Here is a 24,485-nt window from a genome sequence, read left to right on the forward strand (position 1 = left end):
TCTTTGGGTCACGCTCACACCGGACCAAACTGGCACAGAACGGGCTAGAAAAACTACCGTTACTGTAATCTTTGCCCGTCATTCCCGAAGTAATATGCGCGGTTGGGATCAAATCCGAATTGTACATCGTCACCCGGGGCAATTGCATGCTGGCCAAACAAACGGACTGTAATTGGCACGTTGCTGGTTTGCAGAATGACATTAGTATCGCCGCCCAACTGCTCAACATGCGAAACGGTGCCGGCGATCGGCCCACCGCTTTCCAGGCGGATGTCTTCCGGGCGCAGCCCCAGTTCGCGCGAATCGCCCGGGGTCAGATTGTCCGCCGGCAGAAAATTCATGGACGGTGCACCAAGAAAGCCCGCAACAAAGCGGTTTGCCGGGTTGTTGTACAGCTCCATGGGGCTGCCGACCTGTTCCACCCGTCCGTCGCGCAGCACCACAATCTTGTCGGCCAATGTCATCGCTTCTGTCTGATCGTGTGTGACGTAGATCATCGAGGCCGAAAGTTGCCTGTGCAGATTTGCAATCTCGATCCGGGTGTTCATGCGCAAAGCAGCATCAAGATTGGACAGCGGTTCGTCGAACAGAAACAGCTTGGGTTGGCGCACGATGGCACGACCGATTGCAACACGCTGGCGCTGTCCCCCCGACAGTTCGGATGGATAGCGGTCAAGGTAGGGCTCCAACCCCAGCATCCGGCTCGCCTCGGCGACGCGCTCGTCGATCACGGCCTTCGCCTGGCGTTCCTGTTTAAGGGCAAGGGTCAGGTTGCCGCGTACATTCAGGTGCGGATAAAGCGCGTAGCTCTGGAACACCATGGCAATGCCACGTTTCGAGGGCGGGGTCAGATTGACCTGCTCGCCAGCAATTCTGATCTCGCCCGATGTGGCGTCTTCAAGCCCTGCAATAACGCGCAGAAGAGTGGACTTTCCGCATCCGGAGGGGCCGACAAAAACCACAAACTCGCCGTCCTCGACCTCAAGATTGATGTCCTTCAGGACCTCTACATTGCCAAAGGATTTGTGAATGTTTTTCAGTGAAAGGGCGGTCATTGGCGGGTCTCCTCAAGAGAAACGGGTTGGCCAGTGCGGATGCTTTGATCAGCGGCCAGGCAGATAGCAAGGGATTGTACGGCGTCGGACATATGGCGGGTCAGGTCGATATCCTCGGCGATGGCGCGCAGCATATAGGCTTGTTCAGCATCGCACAGTTCCTGATGGCCGGGTTCATCAGGCATGTCGATAGTCCGGTCGCCCTGCGGCGTGTGAACCAGAAGACCACCAACCTTGGTGTGACCATCGATGTCTGCGGACGCGCCCTTGTTTCCGTCGGTGATCGAAACAGACCCGTTGGGCGAGACGATGTCCTTCACAAAAAACGCGGTTTCGGACATCATCGGACCCCAGCCAGCCTCGTACCACCCGACCGATCCGTCGTCGAACACGACCTGAAACTGGCCATAATTGTACATGTCGGGTGCGATTTCTTCTGACAGGCGCACACCCATGCCATGGACGCGAACGGGTTTTGCGTCGGTGATCTGGCACATCACATCGACATAATGCACACCACAATCCACGATGGGGGAAGTGGTCTGCATCAGAGCCTTGTGCGTCTCCCACTCAGGCCCTGAGGATTGTTGATTCAGGTTCAGACGGAACACATAGGGGCCACCCAGAGTGCGAGCCTCGGCGATCAGACGCATCCAGGATGGGTGGTGGCGCAGGATGTAGCCCACGACCAGCTTACGGTTCAGACGCGCCGCTGTTTCGACCACACGCCGCGCATCGGCAACATTGGTGGCCAGCGGTTTTTCCACAAACACATGCGCACTCGCCTCCATCGCAGCGCAGGCGTAATCCGCGTGACTGTCCGAATAGGTCGCGATCACAACCAGATCGGGTTTGGTTTCGGTCAGAGCGGCCTCAAAACTTGAATACACCGAATAGCGCGTCAGATCAGGGTGATCCACGCGGCCGGATCGGTTCACCAGCCCGACAATCTGTGCGTCCGGGTGGTGGTGATGTGCCAGCGCATGGCTCAGCCCCATATTTCCAAGGCCTGCGATCAGGACGCGGGTCATTTCACCGCTCCTGACGTGATGCCGCGGATAAGCTGTCGCGAGAAGATTACATAGAGGATCAGCACCGGCAGAATCGCCATTGAAAGGGCTGACAAGACCGCATTCCAGTCTGTCACAAACTGACCGATGAAGACCTGGCTGCCCAGCGTCAGTGTCTTGGTCTCTTCCGCAGGGGCCAGGATCAGCGGGAACCACAGATCGTTCCAGATCGGGATCATGTTGAACACGGCAACCGTTGCCATTGCCGGACGCACCAGCGGCAACACAAGCCGAAAGAAGATTGTGTATTCGCTTAGCCCGTCAATGCGGCCCGCATTCTTGAGGTCGTCACTCACCTGTTTCATGAACTCGCTGAGGATGAACACCGCCAAGGGCAGGCCCTGCGCCGTATAGACAAGGATCAGCGCCCACAGGGTGTTCACCAGCCCGGTCGCCACCATCATTTCCAGGATGGCCACAGTGCCGATGCGGATCGGGATCATGATTCCAAGCGCCAGGTACAGACCCATAAGCATGTTGCCCTTGAACCGGTACTCACTCAGCGCATAAGCCGCCATTGCACCAAACAGCAGGATCAAAGTCAGGGATGCAACTGTCACAATCAGAGAGTTCTGGAAATAAAGGAAGAAATCCCCCTGTTTCATCACTGTCTGATAACCGATCATCGAAAAACTGTCGGCATCGGGCAGCGCCAGCGGTTCGCGAAAGATCGCCTTGCGGGTCTTGAAGCTGTTGATCAGGATCACAAAAACCGGAAACAGTGCGATCAGCGTATAGAAGATCAGTGCACCATGCATCGCGAAGGTGTTTAGCGGGTTGGAGCGGGCCTTGTTCATGTCATCTGCTCCTTACAGCTGGTACCGGCGCATCCGGGTCTGGATGCCGAAAAGGTAGACACAGACACCCAGCAGGATGATTGCAAACATCGCACCAGCGATGGCCGAACCCATATGCGGATCACCCAATTGCAGCTGGAAGCCAAAGAATGTGCGATACATGAAGGTGCCAAGAATATCGGTCGAGAAGTCAGGCCCCGCCAGAGCGCCCTGTGCAGCATAGATCAGATCGAAGGCGTTGAAATTGCCGACAAATGTCAGAATTGAGATGATCCCGATCGAGGGCAGGATCAGCGGCAGCTTGATTTTCCAAAAGGCACTTGTACCGGTGATGCCATCCACTTCCCCGGCTTCCAGGATTTCCTCGGGAATCGACAGCAAGGCCGCGTAGATCAACATCATCGGGATGCCAACGAACTGCCAGACCGAAATCAACGCCAGTGTGGTCAGGGCATATTCCTCCTTCCCCAACCACGGGGCAAAGAGGGATTTCAGCCCAACCGCGTCCAGCATCGAAGGCGCGATGCCCCAGATGGGCGACAAGATCAGTTTCCATGCAAACCCGACAATCACAAAACTGAGGATTGTCGGGATGAAGATCGCCGACCGATAGAGCACCGCAAATCGCAGGCGCGGATGGCTGAGAAGCGCGGCCAGCGCGATGCCGATGGGGTTCTGCACCAGCATATGGATCAGAAAGAACCAGAAATTGTTGCCCAGCGCATTCCAGAACTGTTCCGACCAGATCGGATCGAAAAACAGCGTTTGAAAGTTCTGCAGTCCAACAAATATGCGGCTCTGGTCGACTTCAGAGTAAAGGGCCAGACGGAGCGTGTTGAACAGGGGAAAGATCATCACCGCTGTGTAGACAAGCACGGCTGGTGCCAGAAACACGACGATATGCCAGCGGATGCGGGGGCGGGTCATGGGGAGCGCTTTCGATGGAATGCCGGGCGTACCCGGGCAACTCATGCTGCCCGGGTATGGTTCAGCTTACTGATGTGGTGCGTACCACGAGGCGAGGCCTGCCTGTAGTTCTGCACCCAGCTCTTCGGGCGACTTGGCACCTTTGATCGCGGCAACGGATGCACCCCAGGTCTCGTTCTCGAGGTTTGGTGTGCCGCGCGACAGGATTTGATAGGTCGAGCGGATAGTCGATTCACATTCTTCACGCCAGCCGACGATTTCCTTGGCCAGCGGGTCCTGCAACTCGACCGGAGTGCTCGACAGCGGGAAGAAGCCGGGCAGAGCGTTGCCGAAGATTTCAGCAAACTCAGGGCTTGCGACCCAGGTCAAAAACGTTTTGGCGGCTTCAGGATTCTTCGTGGCCGCGTTCATCCCGATGCCGATATCCGTATGGTCCGAGATATAGCAGGTGTCGCCCGCGTTCTGAACCGGAGGCTTGAATGCACCCATCTCGAAATCGGCTTGTGCGTTGAAGCCGGAAATCTCCCATGATCCCGCAGGATAGATGGCTGCGCGGCCCAAAGTGAAGATGTTCTGGCTGTCGGGATAGGTCTGTGCTTCGTAGCCATCACCCAGATACGCACCCCAGCGGGCCAGCGTTGCGTACGGGGCTGTCCAGGCTTCGTCGGTCAGCTTCTGTTCGCCTGCGATCAACGCCTGACGACCTTCTTCACCCTTCCAGTAGTTCGGCCCGATGTTATTGTAACCCATCGTGGCAGCTTCCCACTGGTCGTTGGTACCCATCGCCATTGGGATGTAAGTGCCGTCTTCCTTGATCTTGTCCAAAGCGGCAAAGAACTCGTCTTCCGTGGTCGGCACTTCGAGGCCCAACTCGGCAAAAGCGTCCTTGTTGTAGATGAAGCCGTGAATTACCGACGCCATCGGCACGCAGAAGCTGGCCGAACCGTCATCCGTCTGCCAGGCAGACTTTGCAACGTCCGAGAAGTTGTTCATCGCCTCGACCGAGGACAGATCGGTCAGATGACCAGCCTCATAAAGCGCCAGCGAAGCATCGAAGGGGCGGCAGGTAATCAGGTCACCAGCAGACCCCGCATCGAGTTTCGAGTTCAAAACCGCGTTATATTCTGCCGGGGCAGACGGGGTGAACTGGACTTTAATTCCAGGATGCTTTGCTTCAAAGGCCGGGATGATCTGGTCCTGCCACAGGGTCAGGTCATCGTTTCGCCAGCTTTCGATGGTCAGCGTGACGTCCTCGGCATAGGCGGCAGAGGCTAACAGCGTCCCACCAAGCAAGGCCAGTTTCAGGCTATTACGTTTCATTGTACTCTCCCATTTGGTTTGCAGTTATTTATCAGGTGTCAGTGCCGCGCTCAGAACTCCGCCCGTTTCTTTCAGGCGCACATTGGCTGCCGCCAGTGAAACGCCGCGAGCGGCGATGAGAATGGCGGATTTGGTGTCTCCTTGCGCTTCAGCCAGGGCGTTTTGGGCGGTGCTTGCATCAACTCCGGCGATCCGGGCGACGATGCCGGTCGCACGCGCGCGCAGCTTTGCATTGTCTGCTCTCAGGTTGACCATCATCCCCTCGTGAACATGACCCAACTTGATTGCCATAAGGCTGGACAGCATGTTCAGCGCAATTTTCTGGGCCGTACCAGCGCCCATTCGGGTTGAGCCTGAAATCAGCTCAGGCGGGGTGGCAAGCAGAATCGCGTGATCGCATTGCGTCAACAGTGGGCTGCCCGGGTTGTTGGCTATCCCGATCGTGCTGGCACCCGCAGCACGCGCAAGTCGCGCGGCCTCAAGTGTATAAGGGGTGCTGCCGCTGGCAGAGACAGCAATGACCGTGTCGTTGCAGGTAAGCCCGGCCAGCCCTTCAACCAACCCGTCGGTGTCGTCCTCGGTCCCACCGGGCATATGCGCGGATTGGGGCAATCCTCCGGCCATCAGGATATGGATTCGGTTTTCGTCGATGCCGAAAGTGCCGCCCAGTTCCATTGCATCAGCCGCAGCCATCAGCCCCGAAGACCCCGCCGCCGCGTAATATAATGAACCACCTGATGCCAGACTGCGGGCCATGGCGTCGGCACCGTCGCATATCCCACGCAGGGCGCCCTGCGGGGCACCGGCCGCTTCCTGCTGACCCCTGGACAGGGCCAGCGCCGCCTCTTCCAGCGGTCGGTTGCCCAAATCGTATGCGTCCGGGTGGAGTTGTTCTGTGATGTGTGGCAGCACGTGTTTCTCCTCGTTGCCAGAAAGCATACCTATACAATACCATTTGTCCACTAATTTTTTTTCAGCCGCTATTGGCCTTATTTTTCAATGTAATTTCGATCTTTCTGCCCTTATTGGATTTACTTTGGCATTTACATTTCAGCATAGGCATTATATAGGTATCATCATGCTTAGGTCGAAAAACAATCCAATCATCGCAGCAGACGGCGGCGGAACAACCTGTCGGATCGCCTATGACGATGGGGGGCAGCGGCTGGTGGTCGAGGTTGGCCCCGCCAACGTCGCCAGCGATTATGACGGCGCGATTGTGCGGCTGAAAGACGGCCTGAAGATGCTTGCAACCAAGCTCAATGTTCAGCCCGACACCCTGAGACCGGTACCGGCGTATTTTGGACTGGCCGGTGTTACCGGAGAGCAGATCGCCCAGCGAGTAGCCGCGGATTTGCCGTTGGACAGGATACTGGTCGAGGATGATCGTCACCCTGCGCTGGCGGGTGCGCATCAGGCAACCGATGGTGCAATCGCCCATTGCGGGACGGGTTCGTTTCTGGCCCTGCAATCGCAAGCCGGCCGACGCTTTGCAGGTGGCTGGGGCTCTGTGCTGGGGGATGAGGCTTCTGCTCAGTGGATTGGGCGCAGAGCGCTTTCCGTTACGCTGGATGCATGGGACGGGCTGGTCTCAATTTCCAACCTGACCGAGGCCTTGCTGAACGAATTTGGCAGTACAAGCGGCATTGTCGCTTTCGCGGCTGCGGCCCAACCTCATGAATTCGGCCAAATTGCGCGACAGGTGACAGCGGCGGCGAGGTCAGGGGATGAACGGGCGGTTTCGCTTATGCGCGAAGGCGCCGCGCATCTTTTGCGGGCACTGGAAGCAATGGGCTGGACCCCGACCATGCCATTATGCCTGACCGGGGGTATTGGCCCCCATTACGAGGCGTATCTGCCGGATCGTGCGCGTGGCGCAGTAACAGAGCCCAAAGGTGCGCCTATCGACGGGGCCATCGCCTTGGCCCGGGCTTTTCAAGTGGAGCATTCGGCATGAACGCAGCATCTTTTCTGGCTTCTGACGACTGGCTCGAAAACAGCGGCGGGCCGCGTTATGTCCGGCTGCGTCAGCGACTGGAGGAAGGCATCGACGCTGGTGTCCTGCCCCCGAATTCCTCATTACCGCCCGAGCGCGAGATCGCCGAGATTACCGGCCTGTCCAGGGTCACCGTGCGCAAGGCCATTCAGGAACTGGTGAAACAGGGCGCAATCGTGCAGCGGCAGGGTTCCGGATCTTTCGTACGGAACGCCGCACCGAAACTGGAACAATCGCTTTCGCATCTGACCTCGTTCAGCGAGGACATGCGCCTGCGCGGCATGGAATCAACCTCCAAGTGGTTGGAACGGGGCGTTTTTCTGCCATCACCCGAGGAAACGGCGGTGCTCGGGTTGCCCGCTGACGGACAGGTGGCGCGCATTTGCCGCCTGCGAGAGGCTGGTGGACGCCCCATGGCAGTCGAACGTGCCTCGTTGCCATTGGACATTCTGCCAAATCCGCTTGCCGTGCGCGACTCACTCTATGATCTACTGGAAGAAAGCGGCTGCCGACCTGTTCGCGCCATCCAGAAGATTTCCGCCGTCAATCTTGAGGCTGAAGATGCCGCTCTGCTTGGCGTCGCGGAAGGCGCGGCAGGGCTGAGCATCCAGCGGATTTCCCATCTGGAAGGCGGGCGTGTCGCCGAGTTCACAAAATCCAACTATCGCGGCGATGCCTATGACTTTGTGGCTGAGCTGCGACTCACTCCATGATCTGCGATTCCGATGGAAAGGCTGCCCCGATGACCCCGAAAACGACCCTGATGCGTCAGGAAATCGAAGAGATTCCTGTTGCCGTCGAGCGATTGCTTAGCAATGGCGGAGATGCCCTGAGCACAGCCGCGGACGTCGCCCGGAACGGAGGGCTGAAGTTCATGATTTCGGCGGCGCGCGGCTCTTCCGACCACGCCTGCACTTTTCTGAAATACGCAAGCGAATTGCTTCTTGGCTTGCCTATGGCATCCGTCGGCCCATCGGTCGCGTCAGTGTATGGCGCTGACCTGCATGTGGCCGGGGCGCTTTGCCTTTCTGTTTCACAATCAGGAAAAAGCCCGGATATCGTGCAGCTTACGAAAAGTGCCCGAAAGGCCGGGGCCAGCACCGTGGCAATCACTAATGATCCGTCGTCCCCCCTTGCACTGGCGGCTGAGGCGGCTTTGCCGCTGCACGCAGGCCCCGAGCTTAGTGTAGCGGCGACAAAAACCTTCGTGACCTCGCTGGTTGCCGGGCTTTGGCTGCTGGCGGAACTGAAAGACGACAAAGATCTTCTGGCTGCGCTACGTGGCCTGCCCAGGCACCTTGATGCCGCGACTCGGAGTGACTGGGGCAGAGCGGCGGCTGCCGTCACCCAAAGCTCGCTTTATACGCTCGGTCGCGGACCAAGCGTAGCGATCTCGAACGAGGCCGCGCTGAAATTCAAGGAAACCTGCCAGATCCATGCCGAAAGCTATTCCTCGGCCGAGGTGCTGCACGGCCCGGTCTCGATCGTGGAAGGCGGATTTCCGGTTATTGCCTTTGCCGCCAATGATCCGGCAGAGCCGCTGTTGGCCGAGGTTGCCGACACGCTCGCGGCCAAAGGGGCACAGGTATTTGCCACCAGCCCATTGGTCACAAAGGCCGAGGTGCTGCCTCATGTCCGCACGGATCATTGGCTAACGGACCCGGTGGCAGCTATCGTGTCCTTTTATTCAATGGTCGAGCAGGTCGCAGTACAGCGCGGGATCAACCCGGATGCGCCACGTCACCTGCGGAAAGTGACGGAAACGGTATGAGCGGCCAGGCGACCATCTACCACGGCGGGCTTGTTTATGACGGCACCAGTTTGCATGACGGTGCCGCGCTGCGGCTGGAGGCTGGCCGCATCACCGATATTGGCGTTGACGTGAAGACAAGCGCTGGCAAGCTTGTCGATCTGCAAGGCGATATTCTGGCCCCCGGCTATGTTGACCTGCAAGTGAATGGCGGTGGCGGAGTGATGTTCAACGCCGCCCCGTCTGTCGATACACTGGCACGCATCGCCAAGGCGCACCGGACGCTTGGGGCAACCTCGATCCTTCCCACCCTGATCACGGATACCGCAGCCAAGACCCGCGCCGCCATCGAAGCGGCCAAGGCGGCGGTAGCTGCGGGTATTGCGGGGATCGCTGGCCTGCATCTGGAAGGGCCGCACCTTTCGGTGGCTCGGAAAGGTGCCCATGATGCAGCCCTGATCCGCCCCATGGATGACGAGGACCTGACAACGCTTGTCGCGGCAGCACAAGCGCTACCCGCATTGATGCTGACGGTTGCGCCAGAAAACGTGTCAATTGCGCAGGTGAAAGCGCTGGTCTCAGCAGGTGCCGTTGTTTCGCTGGGCCACAGTGATGCGGATTATGATACCTGCCTGTCTTATGCCGAGGCCGGTGCGTCCTGTGCCACGCATCTGTTCAACGCCATGAGTCAACTGGGCAATCGATCTCCCGGGCTTGTCGGGGCGGTTCTGGCCGCGGGTCGATTAAACGCCGGGCTAATCGCCGACGGTATTCACGTTCACCCTGAAGCCATGCGCACAGCCTGGGCCGCCAAGCGGGGCCCAGGCCGGATATTTCTGGTCAGCGATGCGATGGCGCCGGCTGGCACGGACCAGCGCATGTTCGAACTGGAAGGCCGCCGCATTTCCCGCAAAGACGGGCGTTTGACACTGGCCAATGGTACTTTGGCAGGGGCTGATCTGGATTTGACCACAGCGCTGCGTGTCCTGACCACGCAAGCCGAAGTACCGCTGGAAGACGCATTGGCAGCTGCAACTCGAATACCCGCCGAAGTAATGGGATTATCCGACGCGGGGCGGTTAACCAAAAGAAAACAATGCCCGCTGATCCGCATTGCCGGAGATCTGAGCAACGTAGACGTGCTGGTTTGAACCAGCGTCATAAGACCTGCGCTGACAAAATCCTGAGTTTCTGCAACCATTAGTCAATTCACTGAACGGGAACGGATTTCAGGTAAGCAGCAATGGCCAATCGGTCTTCATCGCTTAGTTTCGAGGTGTTCTCGATGACTTCGACCATTTCGCCACCAGCGCTGTCATAATCCGGTGTGAAACCGGATATCAGATATTCAGCGATGTCAGCCTCGGACCAGTCAAGCTGGGCGGTGGTCAAACCGGGGATGCGCCCCTTTCCATTCGGATTTGGCGCTCCGGTCAGCCAGAGACCCCGCTTCAACCCTCCCAGTCCGTTTCGTGGTGTATGGCATTCTGCGCAGTGCCCCAAAGCTTCCACCAAATACCGGCCTCGGATTTGCTGGTCGGTCAGATCACCTTCAACCACCCAGCCCGAGCCTGAAAACAGAAGTTTCCACAACCCCAGCCCGCGCCGGATATTGAAAGGGAACCCAATGTCATGCGGGATATTTGCCGCGTCAGACGCAGGCAGGGTGTTCAAAAACGCATGAAGCGCTGCAACATCCTCGACCGTCATCTTGGCATAAGACGTATAGGGGAAGGCCGGGTAATAATGCTGTCCCTTGGGGCCTGTTCCGTGTTTCAGGGCATTGGCCAGATCCAGCGCGGACCATGATCCAATTCCGGCGTCTGGATCACTGGAGATGTTTGGAGCTACAAACGTACCAAAATCCGTTTCGAACCGCCGCCCGCCGGAAAGAATAAGCTTTCCTTCCTCGCTGGCACCCGGGGCCGAGTGGCATGAGGCGCATCCTGCTGAATAGAAGACAGACGCCCCTCTGGTCACGTCGGGGGTCAGACCCGCCAACCGGGCTGGATCAACCCTTTGCGGTCGGGTCAACAGCAAACCGGCCAACCCGACCATAAGCATGACCAGAACGGCGAAAAGTAGAATGCGCCGCACTGATCAATTCTCCTTTAATTTTCCGGTGCTCTGTAAGCTTTGTGACAGGCAGAGCAGGTTCCGCCAAGCTGACCCATCGCCCCTTTCAGGGCTTCAACATCCTGACCTGCCGCAGCCTGCATCGCAACAGCGGCGTCGGCCAGTGCCTGCCCTTTGGCCCCAACATCTGCGAAGTTTTCCCAAATTGCAGGCAAGGCACGGGTAGACGGGTCTGACACATTATCCGATCCGGCTGGCCACATCGCAGACTGGTCGATCTGCGACACGACAACAATATTATTTGCGGCCCGTGTAGCCGCTTCGGCATCATATTCTGCCTCTCCCTTGGCCATGGCGCCCAGCGTTCCAAGGTTGAAAGCGTAAAGCTGCATAATCGAAGTCCGCGCTTTTACAGCCGGGTTTTCGCTATCCTGAGCAATTGCAGTTCCAACTACGGCCAAGGACAAAAGACCTGCCGCAAAGATCGAAGACTTCTTCATCATGGTGTGGCTCCCTGTTTAATGTGCCATATGATAGCTTGAACGATTTTTCTTGTAATTGTTTGTTATTCGGCCTCACTTGTTCATTTATGAACAACGACAATTGGGACGATATTCGATATGCCCTAGCCGTCAGCAAACATGGCTCGTTGAATGCGGCGGCGACAGCCCTGGGCGTTGCACATGCAACCGTCCTGCGCAGAGTTGCCGCCTTCGAACACCGATATGGCTGTGTTGTGTTTCGGAAAGACCCGTCAGGGTATTCGGTTCTTCCCGAAGCCAGAACAATTCTGTCCGCAATGGAAAGCGTTGAAGAGGCCGTGCTTTCGGTCGAACGCGCCGTTGTGGGCGCAAATCGTTCGCCTACGGGTCATGTGCGTATTGCGTCCACGGACAGCCTTTGCCAGTTTGTCCTGCCACAGATACTAAACTCAATTTCCGCCCTCTATCCCAGCCTCGAACTGACGATCCTCAGCGGTAACAGCCACCATGATCTGACCAGGTTAACTGCGGATATCGTTGTCCGCCCTTCGGTTCAACTAGGTGAAGGGTTGACCGGAGAGCGCGCAGGAACGTTGCGCTTCGGGGTTTATAGTGACGGTACCCATAACCAAAAATGGATGCGGCTTGATGGGGCCCTCAGCCGTTCACTGCCGGCCAAATGGTTGGCTGAACATGTTCGCACCGATGACATGACAAACGGAGCAGACAGTTTTCTGGTGCTTCAGCAGATGGTAGCATCCGGTGTGGGGAGAGCTTTCTTACCTGCATTTATTGGCGACGCTGATCCCCGGCTTCACAGGTTGAACGACATTGATCCCGGGATCGAGGTTCCGCTTTGGGTCGCGACACTTGAGGAAATCGCACACACGCCAAGGTTTGCGGTCGTGCAACGGGCTTTGCTTGAACACCTGCCGCACGCACTGGCTGGATGACGTCACAATTTTAGCGTCTTGGTAGGTCGCTTTGCGTTGAAATCTCCGGCAAGTCGTGGCGGTTGCCCTATACCTGCAACTGGACGTCCTGCGCCGCGATGGTCAGGTTTTCACCGCCGCTCCAGGTAGTTCTTTCCGGATCTGTTTCGCCAAGACGTGTCGAAGGTACTTTGGGATGGGCCAGATATGCGACACCTCGCTGCGAACGTTCCAACGCAGGTGGTGAAAAGCCCCAGATAGAATGTGCCGACCGCGCCATTCATCATTTACAAATATAAACATTCATCTTAATGATTATGTATGAGCAGAGACCCAAATTTCTCCCGGCGCACCTTCCTGTCCCAAGGCGCATGTCTGGCGGCACTCTGCCTGCGACCCAGCTTTGCGATTGCGGAAATGACACTTGGTCAATCGGCAAGGATTTCAACTTTGTCGGATGGCTACTTGTCATTGCCGCCCGAAATGGTCTTTGGGGCAATGCCCGAGGCAGAGCTAACAGAACTTCTGAACCGCCATCAAACAGATCTGACCAGATACGAGCCCGAGTGCAACATTGTGCTCTACCGCGATGACCAGAATACCGTACTGTTCGACGTTGGGGCCGGGCCGGATTTCATGCAAACCGCTGGCAAACTTCCGGAAACTCTGGACGCCGTCGGGTTATATCCGGATGAGGTCACGCAGGTGATATTCACCCATGCTCATCCGGATCACATCTGGGGTGTGCTGGACGACTTCGGAGATCACCTCTTTCCCAATGCCAGATATCATCTTGGCCGCAAGGAATGGGACTATTGGTGGAACCCCGCAACCGTTGACACGATAGGAGCCGACCGCACGGCATTCGCGGTGGGCGCAAAGCGGCGCATGGAAGCCATCGAAGACATGGTTGCGTTCTTTGATGATGGGCAGGAAATCCTTCCCGGTATCGCAGCACGCGCTAGTTTCGGGCACACGCCCGGACATATGGCCTTCGAAATTCGCAAAGGCAGTGACGCGGTGATGGTCGTCGGCGATGCGCTCGGCAATCCACACGTCGCGTTCGAGCGTCCAGACTGGCGCAGCGGTACGGATCAGGACCCTGACGCCGCGGCAAGTGCCCGGAAATCGCTGCTGGATCAGATTTCTCATGCCCAAATGAAGATTATTGGATTCCATTTGCCAAATGGCGGAATTGGCCGTGTCGAAAAGGCCGGTTCGACCTATCGATTTATTGGAGAGCCTGCATGATGCGCGCTTTGTTGATTGCCTGTACCCTGGCCACGCAAACCTGGGCCAGTGAGGATATTGCAGACCAGTACCCGCAGAGCGTTCTTTACTCGAAACCTGTCGAATTTATTCCCGGCGTCTTTTCCGCCATCGGTGCAACCGCACCCCCGACCTATGAGAATTCGGGCCACAACAACAACCTCAGCTTTATCGTGACCGGGGAGGGCGTTGTCGTCATCAACGGTGGCGCGGCCTATGTGCTTGCCGAAGCGCTTCATAAGGAGATTCAAGCGCTCACGGATCAGCCCGTGAAGCTTGTCTTCAACGAAAACGGTCAGGGGCACGCCATGCTGGGGAACGCCTACTGGTCGGAACTTGGGGTGCCCATCGTCGCTCATTCAGATGCGGCGGCTGAATTCGAAGAATATGGGCCGCAAATCCTTGAAGGGATGCAGGAATATAACAAGGACAAGGCAGAAGGAACGTTTCTGTCCAGTCCGACAGAAACGTTTGACGATGAATACGTTGTCGAACTCGGCGATTTTCGCATCGAGGCCAAACATCTTGGACCTGCGCACAGCCCCGGCGACATTTCGATCTGGCTGCCCAATCAAAGCCTTGTCATTGCCGGTGACATGGCATTTCACGAACGTATGCTGCCGATCTTTCAGGACACCTACACCGCAGATTGGCTTGAGACCTGGGACAATGAGTTCGAAGCACTGGAAGCCACATATGTGATCCCCGGGCACGGTCATCCTACGAACATGGATCAGGTGCGCCGGTATACACGCGACTATCTGATCTACCTGCGCGCGAAGATACAGGAACATATGGATGCTGGCGGCGATCTGGCCGAGGCCTATTACGTCGACCAATCCCCTTACGCCCATTTGGACACGTTCGAAGAACTGGCTACAAAAAACGCCGGTCGGGTCTACGAACAGATGGAATTCGAATAAGTCAGGACCGCCGAAGAACGGGCATTCGCATCATCATCCGATGGGTGGCCACGGCCCCGACCCACATCGAGAAGACGGCAAGCCACGCAGTCAGCGACAAGGCCGATCCCCCGGACAATCCGGCACCAACGGCGCAGCCACCTGCCAACATTGCACCAAAGCCCATCAAGACCGCCCCGACAAGGTAACGCTCCATCGGAGTATCCGGGCCGAACTGTTCGATCTTCCACTCGCCGGAAAGAACGGCAGAAACAGCGGCGCCAATTGCAACGCCCGGAACCAGACCAATGCCAAAGGACAGCGCAACGTTCCGTTCGGCCACCAGCGCCATCAATGTATCCGTTGCCGGGCCGGTGAACGTGACCGAAGACACCGGCACGACTTCGAAGGAGGCTTGCGCAATCGCAAATGTCATCAACCAGCCAAGCGCCACGGCGAAACCAACTCCGGCTGCCGTGACAATCCTTGTCATTGTCACCTGCTGGCGCATTGCAAAGGCAACGGCCAGAACAAATGTCCCTGCGGCAAATACTGTGTATACAATAGGCGAAAACCCAAGCAGTGCCGAAAGGTCGCGCGCATTGCCACCTGTGATCGTCCAAAGACCGGACAGCGCCTCGCGCGCGGGGCTGAGCACACCTGTGTAAGCCGCTTGCGCGACCAACGTCAGAACCAACCCCGTCACCATTGCACGCAGATTGCCGCATGAGGCCAACACCAACAGGCGCGACGCGCATCCGCGCGCCAAAATCATTCCGACGCCAAACATCAGACCACCGATCACCGCACCGCTCAGGCTGCCTGTTGACGCAATCGAACGCGCCCCGGACAAATCCAGCCATTCAATCGAAACGAACCCCTGAACCAAGGTCAGTGCCGACGTGAATGCGATCAGCCAGACGGCCAGACGGGGCCCAAGCTCGCCCTCGGCGACTTCAACAGTGGATGCCCGCAAGCAGAAATGAGATTTCTGAGCGGTAACTCCGAACAGGATGCCAACAAGCAAACCGGCAACGGCCAATGTGCCCGAATCTCCCAGCAGATCGATGAGGCGTTCCATAGACAAAAACTCTCACCTTTTTACGTGCCCGTCTTTGCCTTTCGTCAAGTTCTCACTGTGCAGCCATTGGCTTGCGCGCAAGCTGACACTGTGTCCACAACGCACCCAATGCCTCGACCAACCGGGTCACATCTTCTGACGAATGTACAGGCGACGGTGTGATCCGAAGACGTTCGGTGCCTTTCGGGACAGTGGGATAGTTTATCGGCTGGATATAAATCCCATAGTCGCGCATCAGAACATCCGAGATGAAGCGGCACTTGACCGGGTCACCGACCATGACCGGGATAATATGGCTTGGGTTGGACGTGTGCGGAATGCCTAAAGCGTCCAGCCTGCCTCGAACCTCGCTTACGCGTTGCTGATGCAGACACCGTTCCGCATTGCTTTGCTTGAGGTGCCGAACGGATGCTGCGGCGCCGGCGGCGACGGCCGGGGGCAACGCGGTGGTAAAGATAAACCCGCTGGCAAAGGAACGAACAAAGTCGACAAGTTCCTTTGACGCCGCGATGTATCCACCAACCACGCCGAACGCTTTGCCCAACGTGCCTTCGATGACTGTCAAGCGATCCATCAACCCTTCGCGTTCGGCAATGCCGCCACCGCGCGGGCCGTAAAGCCCTACTGCATGAACCTCGTCCAGATAGGTCATCGCGCCGTACCGATCCGCCAGATCGCAGATTTCCTTGATGGGAGCGATATCGCCATCCATCGAATACACACTTTCAGACGCGATCAGTTTTGGCGCGTTGAACGGCAGGTCCATGAGATGTCGTTCAAGGTCCTTCAAATCGTTATGCTTCCAGACCCGCTTTGCGCAACGACTGTGGCGGATACCCTCGATCATCGATGCGTGGTTCAATTCGTCGGACAGAACCGTGATACCGGGAATTCGCGAGGCCAGAGTTCCCAATGCAGCCCAATTTGAAACATACCCGGACGTAAAAAGCAGCGCTGCTTCCTTGCCATGCAGATCTGCAAGCTCGTGCTCAAGCAGAACATGTTCATGGGTGGTCCCCGAAATATTCCGGGTCCCGCCAGCCCCTGCGCCACAGCCATCAATCGCCCGGTGCATGGCTGCCAGAACCTTTGGATGCTGACCCATTCCCAGATAATCGTTCGAGCACCAGACCGTAACTTTCTCAGGTCCGTTTTCTGCATGGTTGTGTGCAGTTGGAAAGGCGCCGCAATGGCGCTCAAGCTCAGCGAAGACCCGGTAGTTTCCTTCGTCCTGCAATTGCCTCAGCTGGTCACGAAAATACTCTTGGTAGTTCATTTCAGTTTCCAACGGCTTCTTCGACGATACCGGCCAACAGGGCTTCGACTTTCTCCATCGGTCCGTCAGGATAGCTTCGGTAACCCACTTTGACACCGCCTTCGTCCTCGGCCACAAAGATCCCGTAGGGGCAATAGCCGATATTCATCGGGTCGGCCTCCATCATCTCGCGCGAGAGCTTTGCGGAACAGAAGATAAATATTTCAGCGGCTGTGAAAATCTGCTTGTCGCTGCCGACATCCGCCCCCGTCCGGTTCAGCATGTCGCCAACATGGCTCACATAATCGATAACCAGCCCCTGCCCAACAATTGCTGATTCAACGGCAAAGGTTGCATCATCAAAGCTACCGTCAAAGGGAACCGCAATGACCTCCTCAGCAAAAGCCGGGTTTGCCAATACAACTGAAAATGCGGCTGATGCGATAAAGTGCTTCATGATGATGTTCCTCCTACTGAACCACATTTCTTCGGATTTTATCGCCAAGGCTTTGACCGGTGTCAAAGCCTCGGCGTTTTTTAGCCGAACATGTCCGATGTGATACCAGCATACCAACCCAGCGACTCTTGGTAGGTTGCTTTTCTCAGGTCGGAATCTTCGCCGGTCTGGCTGATAAACCCATCCACCTTGGCAATCTTTTCAGGCGTCGCCTCATAAGTCGCACCGACCTTGACCCCGTCATCCGTATCAATGAGCGACCAGCACGTGTTCGAGAACTTGGCCGGGAAGATCTTTGATCCGGTCAATGCGCCACGAACGGCGTTGGCACAGACTTTCGCCTGGCTGTTGGCCGAAAAACCGGATTTCGGCATGTCGCCTTGCTGGCTGGCATCACCAAGAACATAGATGTCAGGATCAGCTTTCGATGACATGTCCGCCGCGTTCACCGGTGCCCAGTTGCCATCGGTTACACCGGCCATTTCCGCAATACGCCCGGCCTTCATGGCCGGGATCACGTTGCAGACGTCGACCTTGGTTTCTTCACCGTCGATGGTCACTGTCATGGCATCCGGATTGACCGAGACATTGCCGCCGCCGAAATCCTCTCCGATCCAGTCGATCATGCCTTCGTAGTGGTCGGCCCACCCCTCCTGGAACAAAGACATCTTGGAGAATTTGGCTTTCGGATCAGCAATGATGATTTTCGCTGTCGGATTGTTCGCCTTCAGCACATGCGCAACCATCGAAACCCGCTCATAAGGTCCGGGCGGGCAACGGAACGGGTTCGGCGGTGCGACCATCGCAAAGGTTCCGCCTTCGGGCATCGCCAGAACCTGCGCCTTCAACAGCTCGGTTTGAGAGCCCGCCTTATACGCATGCGGCATCTTGTTTTGTACAGTTACATCCCACCCCTCGACCGCGCCGTCGACAAAGTCGATACCCGGGCTCAGGATCAATTTGTCATAAGGAATGGATCCGCCACCCGCCAATGAGACAGTTTTGGCGTCGCGGTCGACGCCCACGGCCCAATCGTGAACAACGTTGATACCGTATTTTGCAGCAAGCGTGCCATAGCTGTGCGCAATGTCCGAAAGCTCTTGAAACCCGCCCAGATACAGATTCGAGAAAAAACAGGTGTAATATGTTCTGGACGGCTCGATCAGGGTGACGTCAATCTCACCCTTGCTGTCTTTGGAGATATAGCGGGCCGCGGTTGCGCCGCCTGCCCCGCCCCCGACCACCACGACACGGGGCTTGCCCTGCGCCAGTACCATCGGGGCCGACAGCCCGGCGGCAAGTACCCCTGCGGTTCCCAGAAATGTCCGTCTGTTGAGTGTCATCGCGTTTCCTCCCCTTAGGCATTGTCACTGTGGATTGTTGAAATAAGCGGCCAGTGCCGCGATCTCATCGTTGCTCAGGCGGCCCGCGATCATTTGCATGACGGGATGGGGCCGCTGCTTGTCCTTGTAGGCGTGCATGGCGACAACAAAATCCTGGTCGGGCCAGTAAACGATCGAAGGAATCCCATCATCGCCACCCTCTATCTGGTGGCACGTCGTGCATTCGCTGCTCAGGTATTCGCCATATTCGGGATCACCTTGTATCGCGAGGATTTCGGGATTGACGGAATGGTCCGTTCCCTTTGCGGTTGGGTCGGCTTCGGGGATGTCTTGCGGGTTGTCGGAAAACACACGCAAGTAGGCAATTACATTGGCCCGGTCTTCCGCGTTCTCGAGCCCGCGAAAGCTCATTCTGGTGCCGGATGCGAAGGCGCGGGGGTTTTCAATGTAAGCCGACAATGTATCGGCGTGCCATTCCAGCCCCGAAGTACCCGCACGGATCAGGCTTTTGGAATAGTTGAACTCCTCAAGCCCGGCAGCCCGGCGGCCAAATACACCATTCAGGTGCGGACCGATCCTGTTTTCAGCGCCCGCGCCGACCTGATGACATCCTTCGCACTGGGCAAACACAAGCTTGCCAGCTGCTGCATCGCCCAAATCCTCGGTCGCGGCAGCAGCTGTTGCCAGAATACTCGCAGCAAATATGACACCTGTTGCCCCCCGCCACCGCATGATCAGCTGCCGAAAGATTTCAGGTAAACGATGACCGCGTCGATATCATCCTGTTTCTTGAGCCCGGCAAAGGACATACGTGTCCCCTTCATGTAGGCTTTAGGCTTAGCCAGAAACGCGGCCATCTCTTCATCCGTCCAGATCAAGCCATCCTCGGCGGCAGCTTTCATGGCCTTGGAGTACTTAAAGCCTTCGACGGCGGCCGCATTGGCGCCGACAACGCCGTTCAATGCCGGACCCGTGCGATGCTTGGCCCCTTCGCCGACCTGATGGCATGACTTGCACTTCTTGAAAACTTTTTCGCCATTTTCGATCATTTCGGGATCAAGTGCCGCTGTGTCTTCAGCGGTTTCTTCGACCTCGACGGATGCTTCCTCTGAAACAGATGCCGGCTCCGCGCTGTCAGCCCCGGCTTCGTCAGGTGTTACATCCAGAACGGCGGCGCGCATGGTGATTTCCACGCCTTCTTTGCAATCCGTCATGCATGGCTCATCCGTCCAGAAATGCGCCTCGGCTGTTTCGCGGTCATCCACGATGAAACCCCCGGCATTCGGCATTTCCACTTCAAGGAAATTTTCGTGCGACAGCGTGAACTCATCATCAACGATGTCATTGGAATACAGGATATAGGCGACAATCGCGTAAACGTCGTCAGGCTCCAGCGATTGTGCGTCTCCAAACGGCATCGAACGGTTCACATAGTCCCATACCGTCGAAAGGTGCGGCCAGTAGGAGCCCACTGTTTTCAGCGGGTCCTTATCTGCAAGCGTGCCCTCGCCGCCCGCCAGTTTCGGCCAGTTGTCCACACCTTCAGCAAAATCGCCATGACAGATCGCGCACCGTTCGGCAAAGACCTCTTCGCCGGTGAACACGTCGCCGGAACCTTCGGGCAATCCGGTTCCGTCAGGTGCAATGTCATGGTTCCATGCCGCGATTTCTTCGGGCAACGCAGGGCGCCCAAGCCCTAGCTTGTCTGCATGGGCCGGAACCGCTACGCACAACCCAAGGGCCGAGGCGGCCAATAGCTTACGATACTTCGACATTTTCCGCCTCTCCATTTTCCTTGATCCACCAGGTCTGGATACAATTGTTGTGGTAGATCGAGTTCTCGCCTCGCACATCCCGCAGCTGAGCTTTGCTGGGTTGGACGTAACCGGTCGAATCCTTGGCGCGGGCCTGCAACAGCATCTCTGAACCGTCCCAGTTATGGTCCAGATAAAACCGGGTCAGCGCCTTGTCTGTTCCGGGCGCCGCCAGACGGGCCGGAACCCAGTTCTTGCCACCATCCACCGACACGTCGACGCCGGTAATCGAGCCCCGCCCGGACCAGGCCAACCCGGTGATCACCAACGGCCCGGGGCCATGGGTTATCGGCGCTTGCGGGCTGGGCGATGTGACGACCGATTTGGCGTCCATGACCCATGTCCACTTGCGTGATGTTCCGTCTTCGAGAGTATCCGTATACTTGGATGTCTCTTCGCGGCTTTCGATAGCCATCTCGGTGACCTCGACCCGGCGCAACCACTTGACCCACATGTTGCCTTCCCAGCCGGGAACGACAAGACGAACGGGATATCCGTGCTCCTTGCGCAAAGCCTCACCATTGGCCTTGAACGCAACAAGTACGTCATCCATTGCCTTTTCCACTGGGATCGAGCGACCATTCGAGGAAGCATCGGCGCCTTCTACGTAAACCCATTTGCCTTCGGGCTTTACCCCGGCCTCTTCCAGCAGAGTGCGCAGCGGAACACCGGAATATTCCATGTTGTGGATCATTCCGTGCGTGAACTGCGCGCCGTTGAGCTGCGCACCGGCCCATTCCATACCCGTATTGGCAGCGCATTCGCAGAAATAGATACGGTTCTCGCGCGGGAAACGTTCCAGATCTTCATATGTGAAAATCAGCGGAGTTTCGACCAGACCGTTGATCATCAGACGGTAGTCCGCCTTGCTCAGTTCGATCGCACCCGAATGGTGCCGCTCGAATGCGCATCCCTGCGGGGTGATCGTGCCGTCCAGCGCGTGGATCGGCGTGAAATTGATCGAACTGATTGTGTCTGCGGTCAACCACTCGACGTTGCGCCGTACGACATCACTCTCGAATTGGATTGGCAGGCCGTAGGGGGTTGCATCTACACCTTCGCCCGTTGCCTGTGCCCATTCCTGAACCTGAGTGATCAGCGGGTCAGGGCCTGCGGCGCGCGCCGCTGAGGCACCGACCGCACCTACGCCAACCGCGGCAGCACCGCTTAGAAACTGGCGACGCGATGGGGCTTTTGCCCTTGGATTCTCGCTCATTTTGTTTGCCTCCGTCATTCGATCAGCAAATCTTGTATTCAATGTTTGACATTCGGTTCGCGCTGTCAGGCTCCGATCACCTCGACCGATGTATTCGGCTCGACGGTGACGGTGCCCTGATTACGAATGTGGTTTTCGACGACATCCCAGATGGGCGGGCCTTCGGTGCCCTCGTTGACGCTGGCCCAACCGGCCACAACATAGGATTTCTCCGGATCAATCGCCTCACCCGTCTTGAGCAGGGTCATGTCGCTGATCCGCTGCCCTTGCGGTTTGGTAACATCGATACGGTACCCAAGGCCGCCGACACGCACCATGTCGCCACCCTGCTGGTAATAGGGATCGGGGTTGAACAGGTTGTCGCCAACATCCTCGAGGATCACGTGAATGAATTCACCCGTCATTTCCGTACGATACGCATTCGGATAGGACATCGAAGTGACGTTCCAGATATCCTCACGCGTGATCTCCTGACCGGGCAGGATCGACGGACCCCAGCGCACACCCGGCGACATGGCAATGTCTGCCTCGCGCTCGCTGATCAGTGCATCGCAGATCAGATCGTCCCACGTGCCATTGAAGTTTCCGCGCCGATAAAGCAGCGAGTCCGTCTTGCCGATCACTTCGCTTAGTGCCGCATCATATGGTGCACGCTGTTCGTTGATCAGGGCCGTGAGTGCCGGATCAGGTGCGATGACGTCTGAAAAGATCGGGATCAGCTTGTGCTTCAGCCCCATCATCTGGCCATCCCGCACGTCCAGATCAACGCGGCTGACGAATTTGCCGTTCGAGCCGGACGCGATGATATGCGTCTTTTCGACCAGAACCGGTTCAGGCAAAGCGTCATGGGTGTGACCGCTCAGGATTACGTCAATCCCTTGAACACGGCTCGCCATTTTTTTGTCCACGTCAAAGCCGTTATGGCTGAGGACGACGACCACATCGGCACCTGCGTCGCGCACCTCGTCCACCATGGCCTGCATGTTCTCATCCCGGATCCCGAACGAGTACTCCGGGAACATCCAACTGGGGTTGGCAATTGGCATATAGGGGAAAGCCTGTCCGATGACGGCAACCTTGGCCCCGCCGCGTTCGAAGAACTTGTAGGGCTTGAAAAGCTCCGCAGGTTCATCCCATTCCGCGTCAAAGATATTCTGACCCAGCGCCGCAAAAGGCAAACCCTCAACGATCTCGTTGACCCGCTCGCTGCCCAACGTGAACTCCCAATGGAATGTCATCGCATCGGGCTTGAGTGCATTCATCACGTTGACCATGTCCTGACCCGCTGTCTGATAGCAGGTATACGAGCCATGCCAGGTGTCGCCCCCATCCAGCAACAACGCATCTGGCCGGTCGGCACGGATGGCGTTGATAACGGTCGAGACCCGGTCAAGCCCTCCGACGCGGCCATAGGTCTTCGCCAATGCAGCAAAGTCATTGTAAGTCAGCGCATAGGCGGACGGGCTGCCATCTTCGATCCCGTAAGCCTTGCGAAATGCGGCCCCCGTCACATGCGGCATTTGCCCGCGCGCGTCTCCGATGCCCAGGTTGACCTCGGGCTCGCGGAAGTAAATCGGTTTGAGCTGCGCGTGGATATCCGTGATATGAATCAGGCTGATATTTCCGAAGGTCTCAAATTCCAGCAACTGGTCCTGGGTCAGGCTTTGCTGGGCCGCCAGCCTTGCCCAGTTCCCGAAACCGGATGCCCCGTACAGCGCTGAGGCCGCCATGGAGACCTGTAGAAAATCACGTCGCGATATCATCTGTTGGCTTTCCTATTTCACATATAAATGTGTGAATGTGGCAGAAATGAAAAACCCGCGCCCGGAAATCCTGGCGCGGGTTCTTTGTTACTGACGCACGGCCGGCGTTTCGACCGAAAGGCCGTTGCCGCGCGATGCTACATAAAGCTCCAGTGCCCGGAATTCGTCGGAACCTTCGGCAAAGGTTTCAGCGCGTGTATCACGAATACAGCCGCGGAAGCGGTTGTGACGCGAGATCAGCTTGGCCTGCTTCAGACGATAAGTCGGGAAACCGTTGATCATCCCCTGGCTCAGATGGTCGGCCCGGATCATGTTGCCCCAATTGTCTTCGTGACAGTTGGCGCAGCTCAACTCCAGCTGACCATATCGGGTGTAGTACATTTCCTTGCCTTGCTCCCAATATGGGGCAGCATCGCCGTCAATGGCGACATTCATGGGCAGCCCTCGTGACTGAAAGGCAATCAGCGCGACCATGCCCTGCATATCGGCACCAGACCATTTCCACGCATCTGCTTCCATGCGTTCCGTACGGCACTTGTTGATCAGATCTTCCATCACAACCAGCTTGCCGGTTTCCGCATCGACCTTCGGCATGGACGCTTGCAGCCCTTTGAAGCTTTCCACATCATCGTGGCACGAAGAGCAACTTTTGCCAGCGGCGCCATCGACAGCCTCATAAAGATCAGCGGCCTGGTCGACAAAGATCATAGCCGGGTTGTCGAAATCGTCGATCTGCAACGCCTGCGTTTCATCGGTCCTGAAATGCCACCCCGAGTAGATCCTATCGAAGTTCTCGACATGGGCCGGGGCCTCGGTCACCGAAACCATTTCCAGTTCTTCGTTGATCACCAGCTTGTCTTCGTCAGGTCCAGCTGCCACTGAAACCGGGAAAGCCAGAACTGCCGCGATCGCCGTGAGTGCTTTTTTATTCATTGCGTTCCTCCCTTGGGTGATCAGCGCAGGTTTTAACCACCGGCGCT

Annotated in this window: 25 protein-coding genes; 7 read left to right on the forward strand and 18 right to left on the reverse strand. The window is 57.2% G+C overall.

Features of this window, described 5'->3' with window-relative positions; all coding sequences use genetic code 11:
* Positions 1-59 precede the first annotated feature (59 nt).
* The 6 genes from I9182_RS06855 to I9182_RS06880 all read right to left on the reverse strand — a co-directional run bounded on the left by I9182_RS06855 (position 60) and on the right by I9182_RS06880 (position 6,081).
* Positions 60-1,055, reverse strand: coding sequence for an ABC transporter ATP-binding protein (locus tag I9182_RS06855; RefSeq protein ID WP_209597480.1), 996 nt, complete (start codon positions 1,053-1,055; stop codon positions 60-62).
* Positions 1,052-2,086, reverse strand: a complete 1,035-nt coding sequence (locus tag I9182_RS06860; protein WP_209597482.1) for a Gfo/Idh/MocA family oxidoreductase — start codon at positions 2,084-2,086, stop codon at positions 1,052-1,054. The genes I9182_RS06855 and I9182_RS06860 overlap by 4 nt, the downstream gene beginning before the upstream one ends.
* Complete coding sequence (locus I9182_RS06865; protein ID WP_209507525.1) at positions 2,083-2,922, reverse strand: carbohydrate ABC transporter permease; 840 nt, start codon at positions 2,920-2,922, stop codon at positions 2,083-2,085. The genes I9182_RS06860 and I9182_RS06865 overlap by 4 nt, the downstream gene beginning before the upstream one ends.
* 12 nt (positions 2,923-2,934) lie before the next feature.
* Positions 2,935-3,849, reverse strand: a complete 915-nt coding sequence (locus tag I9182_RS06870; RefSeq protein WP_209597484.1) for a sugar ABC transporter permease — start codon at positions 3,847-3,849, stop codon at positions 2,935-2,937.
* Positions 3,850-3,915: 66 nt separating this feature from the next.
* The gene (locus I9182_RS06875; protein WP_209597485.1) at positions 3,916-5,169 is read right to left on the reverse strand and encodes an ABC transporter substrate-binding protein; all 1,254 of its coding nucleotides are present in this window, start codon (positions 5,167-5,169) and stop codon (positions 3,916-3,918) included.
* Between the two features lie 24 nt (positions 5,170-5,193).
* The gene (locus tag I9182_RS06880) at positions 5,194-6,081 is read right to left on the reverse strand and encodes an N-acetylmuramic acid 6-phosphate etherase (protein ID WP_348540386.1); all 888 of its coding nucleotides are present in this window, start codon (positions 6,079-6,081) and stop codon (positions 5,194-5,196) included.
* A gap of 166 nt (positions 6,082-6,247) precedes the next feature.
* On the opposite strand from I9182_RS06880, the gene I9182_RS06885 reads away from it, so the two are divergent.
* Genes I9182_RS06885 through nagA form a run of 4 tightly spaced genes read left to right on the forward strand, consistent with a single transcriptional unit; the run spans position 6,248 to position 10,066 of the window.
* Complete coding sequence (locus I9182_RS06885; protein WP_209597489.1) at positions 6,248-7,126, forward strand: BadF/BadG/BcrA/BcrD ATPase family protein; 879 nt, start codon at positions 6,248-6,250, stop codon at positions 7,124-7,126.
* A complete protein-coding gene (locus I9182_RS06890) occupies positions 7,123-7,878 on the forward strand; it encodes a GntR family transcriptional regulator (protein WP_209597491.1) in 756 nt (251 codons plus the stop codon). The genes I9182_RS06885 and I9182_RS06890 overlap by 4 nt, the downstream gene beginning before the upstream one ends.
* Before the next feature lie 29 nt (positions 7,879-7,907).
* Positions 7,908-8,936 carry an SIS domain-containing protein gene (locus I9182_RS06895; RefSeq protein ID WP_209597493.1) on the forward strand — a complete coding sequence of 343 codons (1,029 nt, stop codon included), beginning with the start codon at positions 7,908-7,910 and terminating at the stop codon, positions 8,934-8,936.
* On the forward strand, positions 8,933-10,066 hold the full coding sequence (gene nagA / locus I9182_RS06900; protein WP_209597495.1) for an N-acetylglucosamine-6-phosphate deacetylase: 1,134 nt from the start codon (positions 8,933-8,935) through the stop codon (positions 10,064-10,066). The genes I9182_RS06895 and nagA overlap by 4 nt, the downstream gene beginning before the upstream one ends.
* Positions 10,067-10,124: 58 nt before the next feature.
* Here nagA and I9182_RS06905 read toward each other — a convergent pair whose 3' ends face one another.
* Both I9182_RS06905 and I9182_RS06910 read right to left on the reverse strand, forming a co-directional pair.
* Entirely contained in the window at positions 10,125-11,012 is an 888-nt protein-coding gene (locus I9182_RS06905) for a cytochrome c (RefSeq protein WP_209597497.1), read from the reverse strand.
* 14 nt (positions 11,013-11,026) lie between these two features.
* A complete protein-coding gene (locus I9182_RS06910) occupies positions 11,027-11,494 on the reverse strand; it encodes a cytochrome c (RefSeq protein WP_209597499.1) in 468 nt (155 codons plus the stop codon).
* 86 nt (positions 11,495-11,580) lie between these two features.
* Here I9182_RS06910 and I9182_RS06915 point away from each other — a divergent pair, with 86 nt between their 5' ends.
* Positions 11,581-12,426, forward strand: a complete 846-nt coding sequence (locus I9182_RS06915) for a LysR family transcriptional regulator (protein WP_209597501.1) — start codon at positions 11,581-11,583, stop codon at positions 12,424-12,426.
* Between the two features lie 67 nt (positions 12,427-12,493).
* On the opposite strand, the gene I9182_RS06920 is transcribed toward I9182_RS06915, so the two are convergent.
* The gene (locus I9182_RS06920; RefSeq protein WP_209597503.1) at positions 12,494-12,685 is read right to left on the reverse strand and encodes a hypothetical protein; all 192 of its coding nucleotides are present in this window, start codon (positions 12,683-12,685) and stop codon (positions 12,494-12,496) included.
* A 41-nt stretch (positions 12,686-12,726) separates the two neighbouring features.
* Here I9182_RS06920 and I9182_RS06925 point away from each other — a divergent pair, with 41 nt between their 5' ends.
* Together I9182_RS06925 and I9182_RS06930 are read left to right on the forward strand one after the other, a co-directional pair.
* Complete coding sequence (locus tag I9182_RS06925) at positions 12,727-13,656, forward strand: MBL fold metallo-hydrolase (RefSeq protein ID WP_209597506.1); 930 nt, start codon at positions 12,727-12,729, stop codon at positions 13,654-13,656.
* Complete coding sequence (locus tag I9182_RS06930) at positions 13,653-14,597, forward strand: MBL fold metallo-hydrolase (RefSeq protein ID WP_209597508.1); 945 nt, start codon at positions 13,653-13,655, stop codon at positions 14,595-14,597. Before I9182_RS06925 ends, I9182_RS06930 begins: the two co-directional genes overlap by 4 nt.
* 1 nt (position 14,598) lies before the next feature.
* On the opposite strand, the gene I9182_RS06935 is transcribed toward I9182_RS06930, so the two are convergent.
* The 9 genes from I9182_RS06935 to soxA all read right to left on the reverse strand — a co-directional run bounded on the left by I9182_RS06935 (position 14,599) and on the right by soxA (position 24,438).
* Entirely contained in the window at positions 14,599-15,657 is a 1,059-nt protein-coding gene (locus I9182_RS06935; protein ID WP_209597510.1) for a YeeE/YedE family protein, read from the reverse strand.
* A gap of 52 nt (positions 15,658-15,709) precedes the next feature.
* Entirely contained in the window at positions 15,710-16,933 is a 1,224-nt protein-coding gene (gene hemA / locus I9182_RS06940; RefSeq protein WP_209597511.1) for a 5-aminolevulinate synthase, read from the reverse strand.
* 1 nt (position 16,934) lies between these two features.
* On the reverse strand, positions 16,935-17,369 hold the full coding sequence (locus I9182_RS06945; protein WP_209597513.1) for a DUF302 domain-containing protein: 435 nt from the start codon (positions 17,367-17,369) through the stop codon (positions 16,935-16,937).
* An 80-nt stretch (positions 17,370-17,449) separates the two neighbouring features.
* Positions 17,450-18,712: an NAD(P)/FAD-dependent oxidoreductase gene (locus tag I9182_RS06950; protein WP_209597515.1), complete on the reverse strand. Its 1,263-nt coding sequence runs from the start codon at positions 18,710-18,712 to the stop codon at positions 17,450-17,452.
* A 24-nt stretch (positions 18,713-18,736) separates the two neighbouring features.
* Positions 18,737-19,444 carry a c-type cytochrome gene (locus I9182_RS06955; protein WP_209507508.1) on the reverse strand — a complete coding sequence of 236 codons (708 nt, stop codon included), beginning with the start codon at positions 19,442-19,444 and terminating at the stop codon, positions 18,737-18,739.
* 2 nt (positions 19,445-19,446) lie between these two features.
* Positions 19,447-20,487 carry a c-type cytochrome gene (locus I9182_RS06960; protein ID WP_209507507.1) on the reverse strand — a complete coding sequence of 347 codons (1,041 nt, stop codon included), beginning with the start codon at positions 20,485-20,487 and terminating at the stop codon, positions 19,447-19,449.
* Positions 20,471-21,742, reverse strand: a complete 1,272-nt coding sequence (soxC, locus tag I9182_RS06965; protein WP_209597517.1) for a sulfite dehydrogenase — start codon at positions 21,740-21,742, stop codon at positions 20,471-20,473. Before soxC ends, I9182_RS06960 begins: the two co-directional genes overlap by 17 nt.
* Positions 21,743-21,807: 65 nt before the next feature.
* Positions 21,808-23,505, reverse strand: coding sequence for a thiosulfohydrolase SoxB (gene soxB, locus I9182_RS06970; protein WP_209597519.1), 1,698 nt, complete (start codon positions 23,503-23,505; stop codon positions 21,808-21,810).
* A gap of 87 nt (positions 23,506-23,592) precedes the next feature.
* A complete protein-coding gene (gene soxA / locus I9182_RS06975; RefSeq protein ID WP_209597521.1) occupies positions 23,593-24,438 on the reverse strand; it encodes a sulfur oxidation c-type cytochrome SoxA in 846 nt (281 codons plus the stop codon).
* Positions 24,439-24,485 lie beyond the last annotated feature (47 nt).

Source organism: Ruegeria sp. HKCCSP351 (genome assembly GCF_017872535.1).
GTDB lineage: Bacteria > Pseudomonadota > Alphaproteobacteria > Rhodobacterales > Rhodobacteraceae > Ruegeria.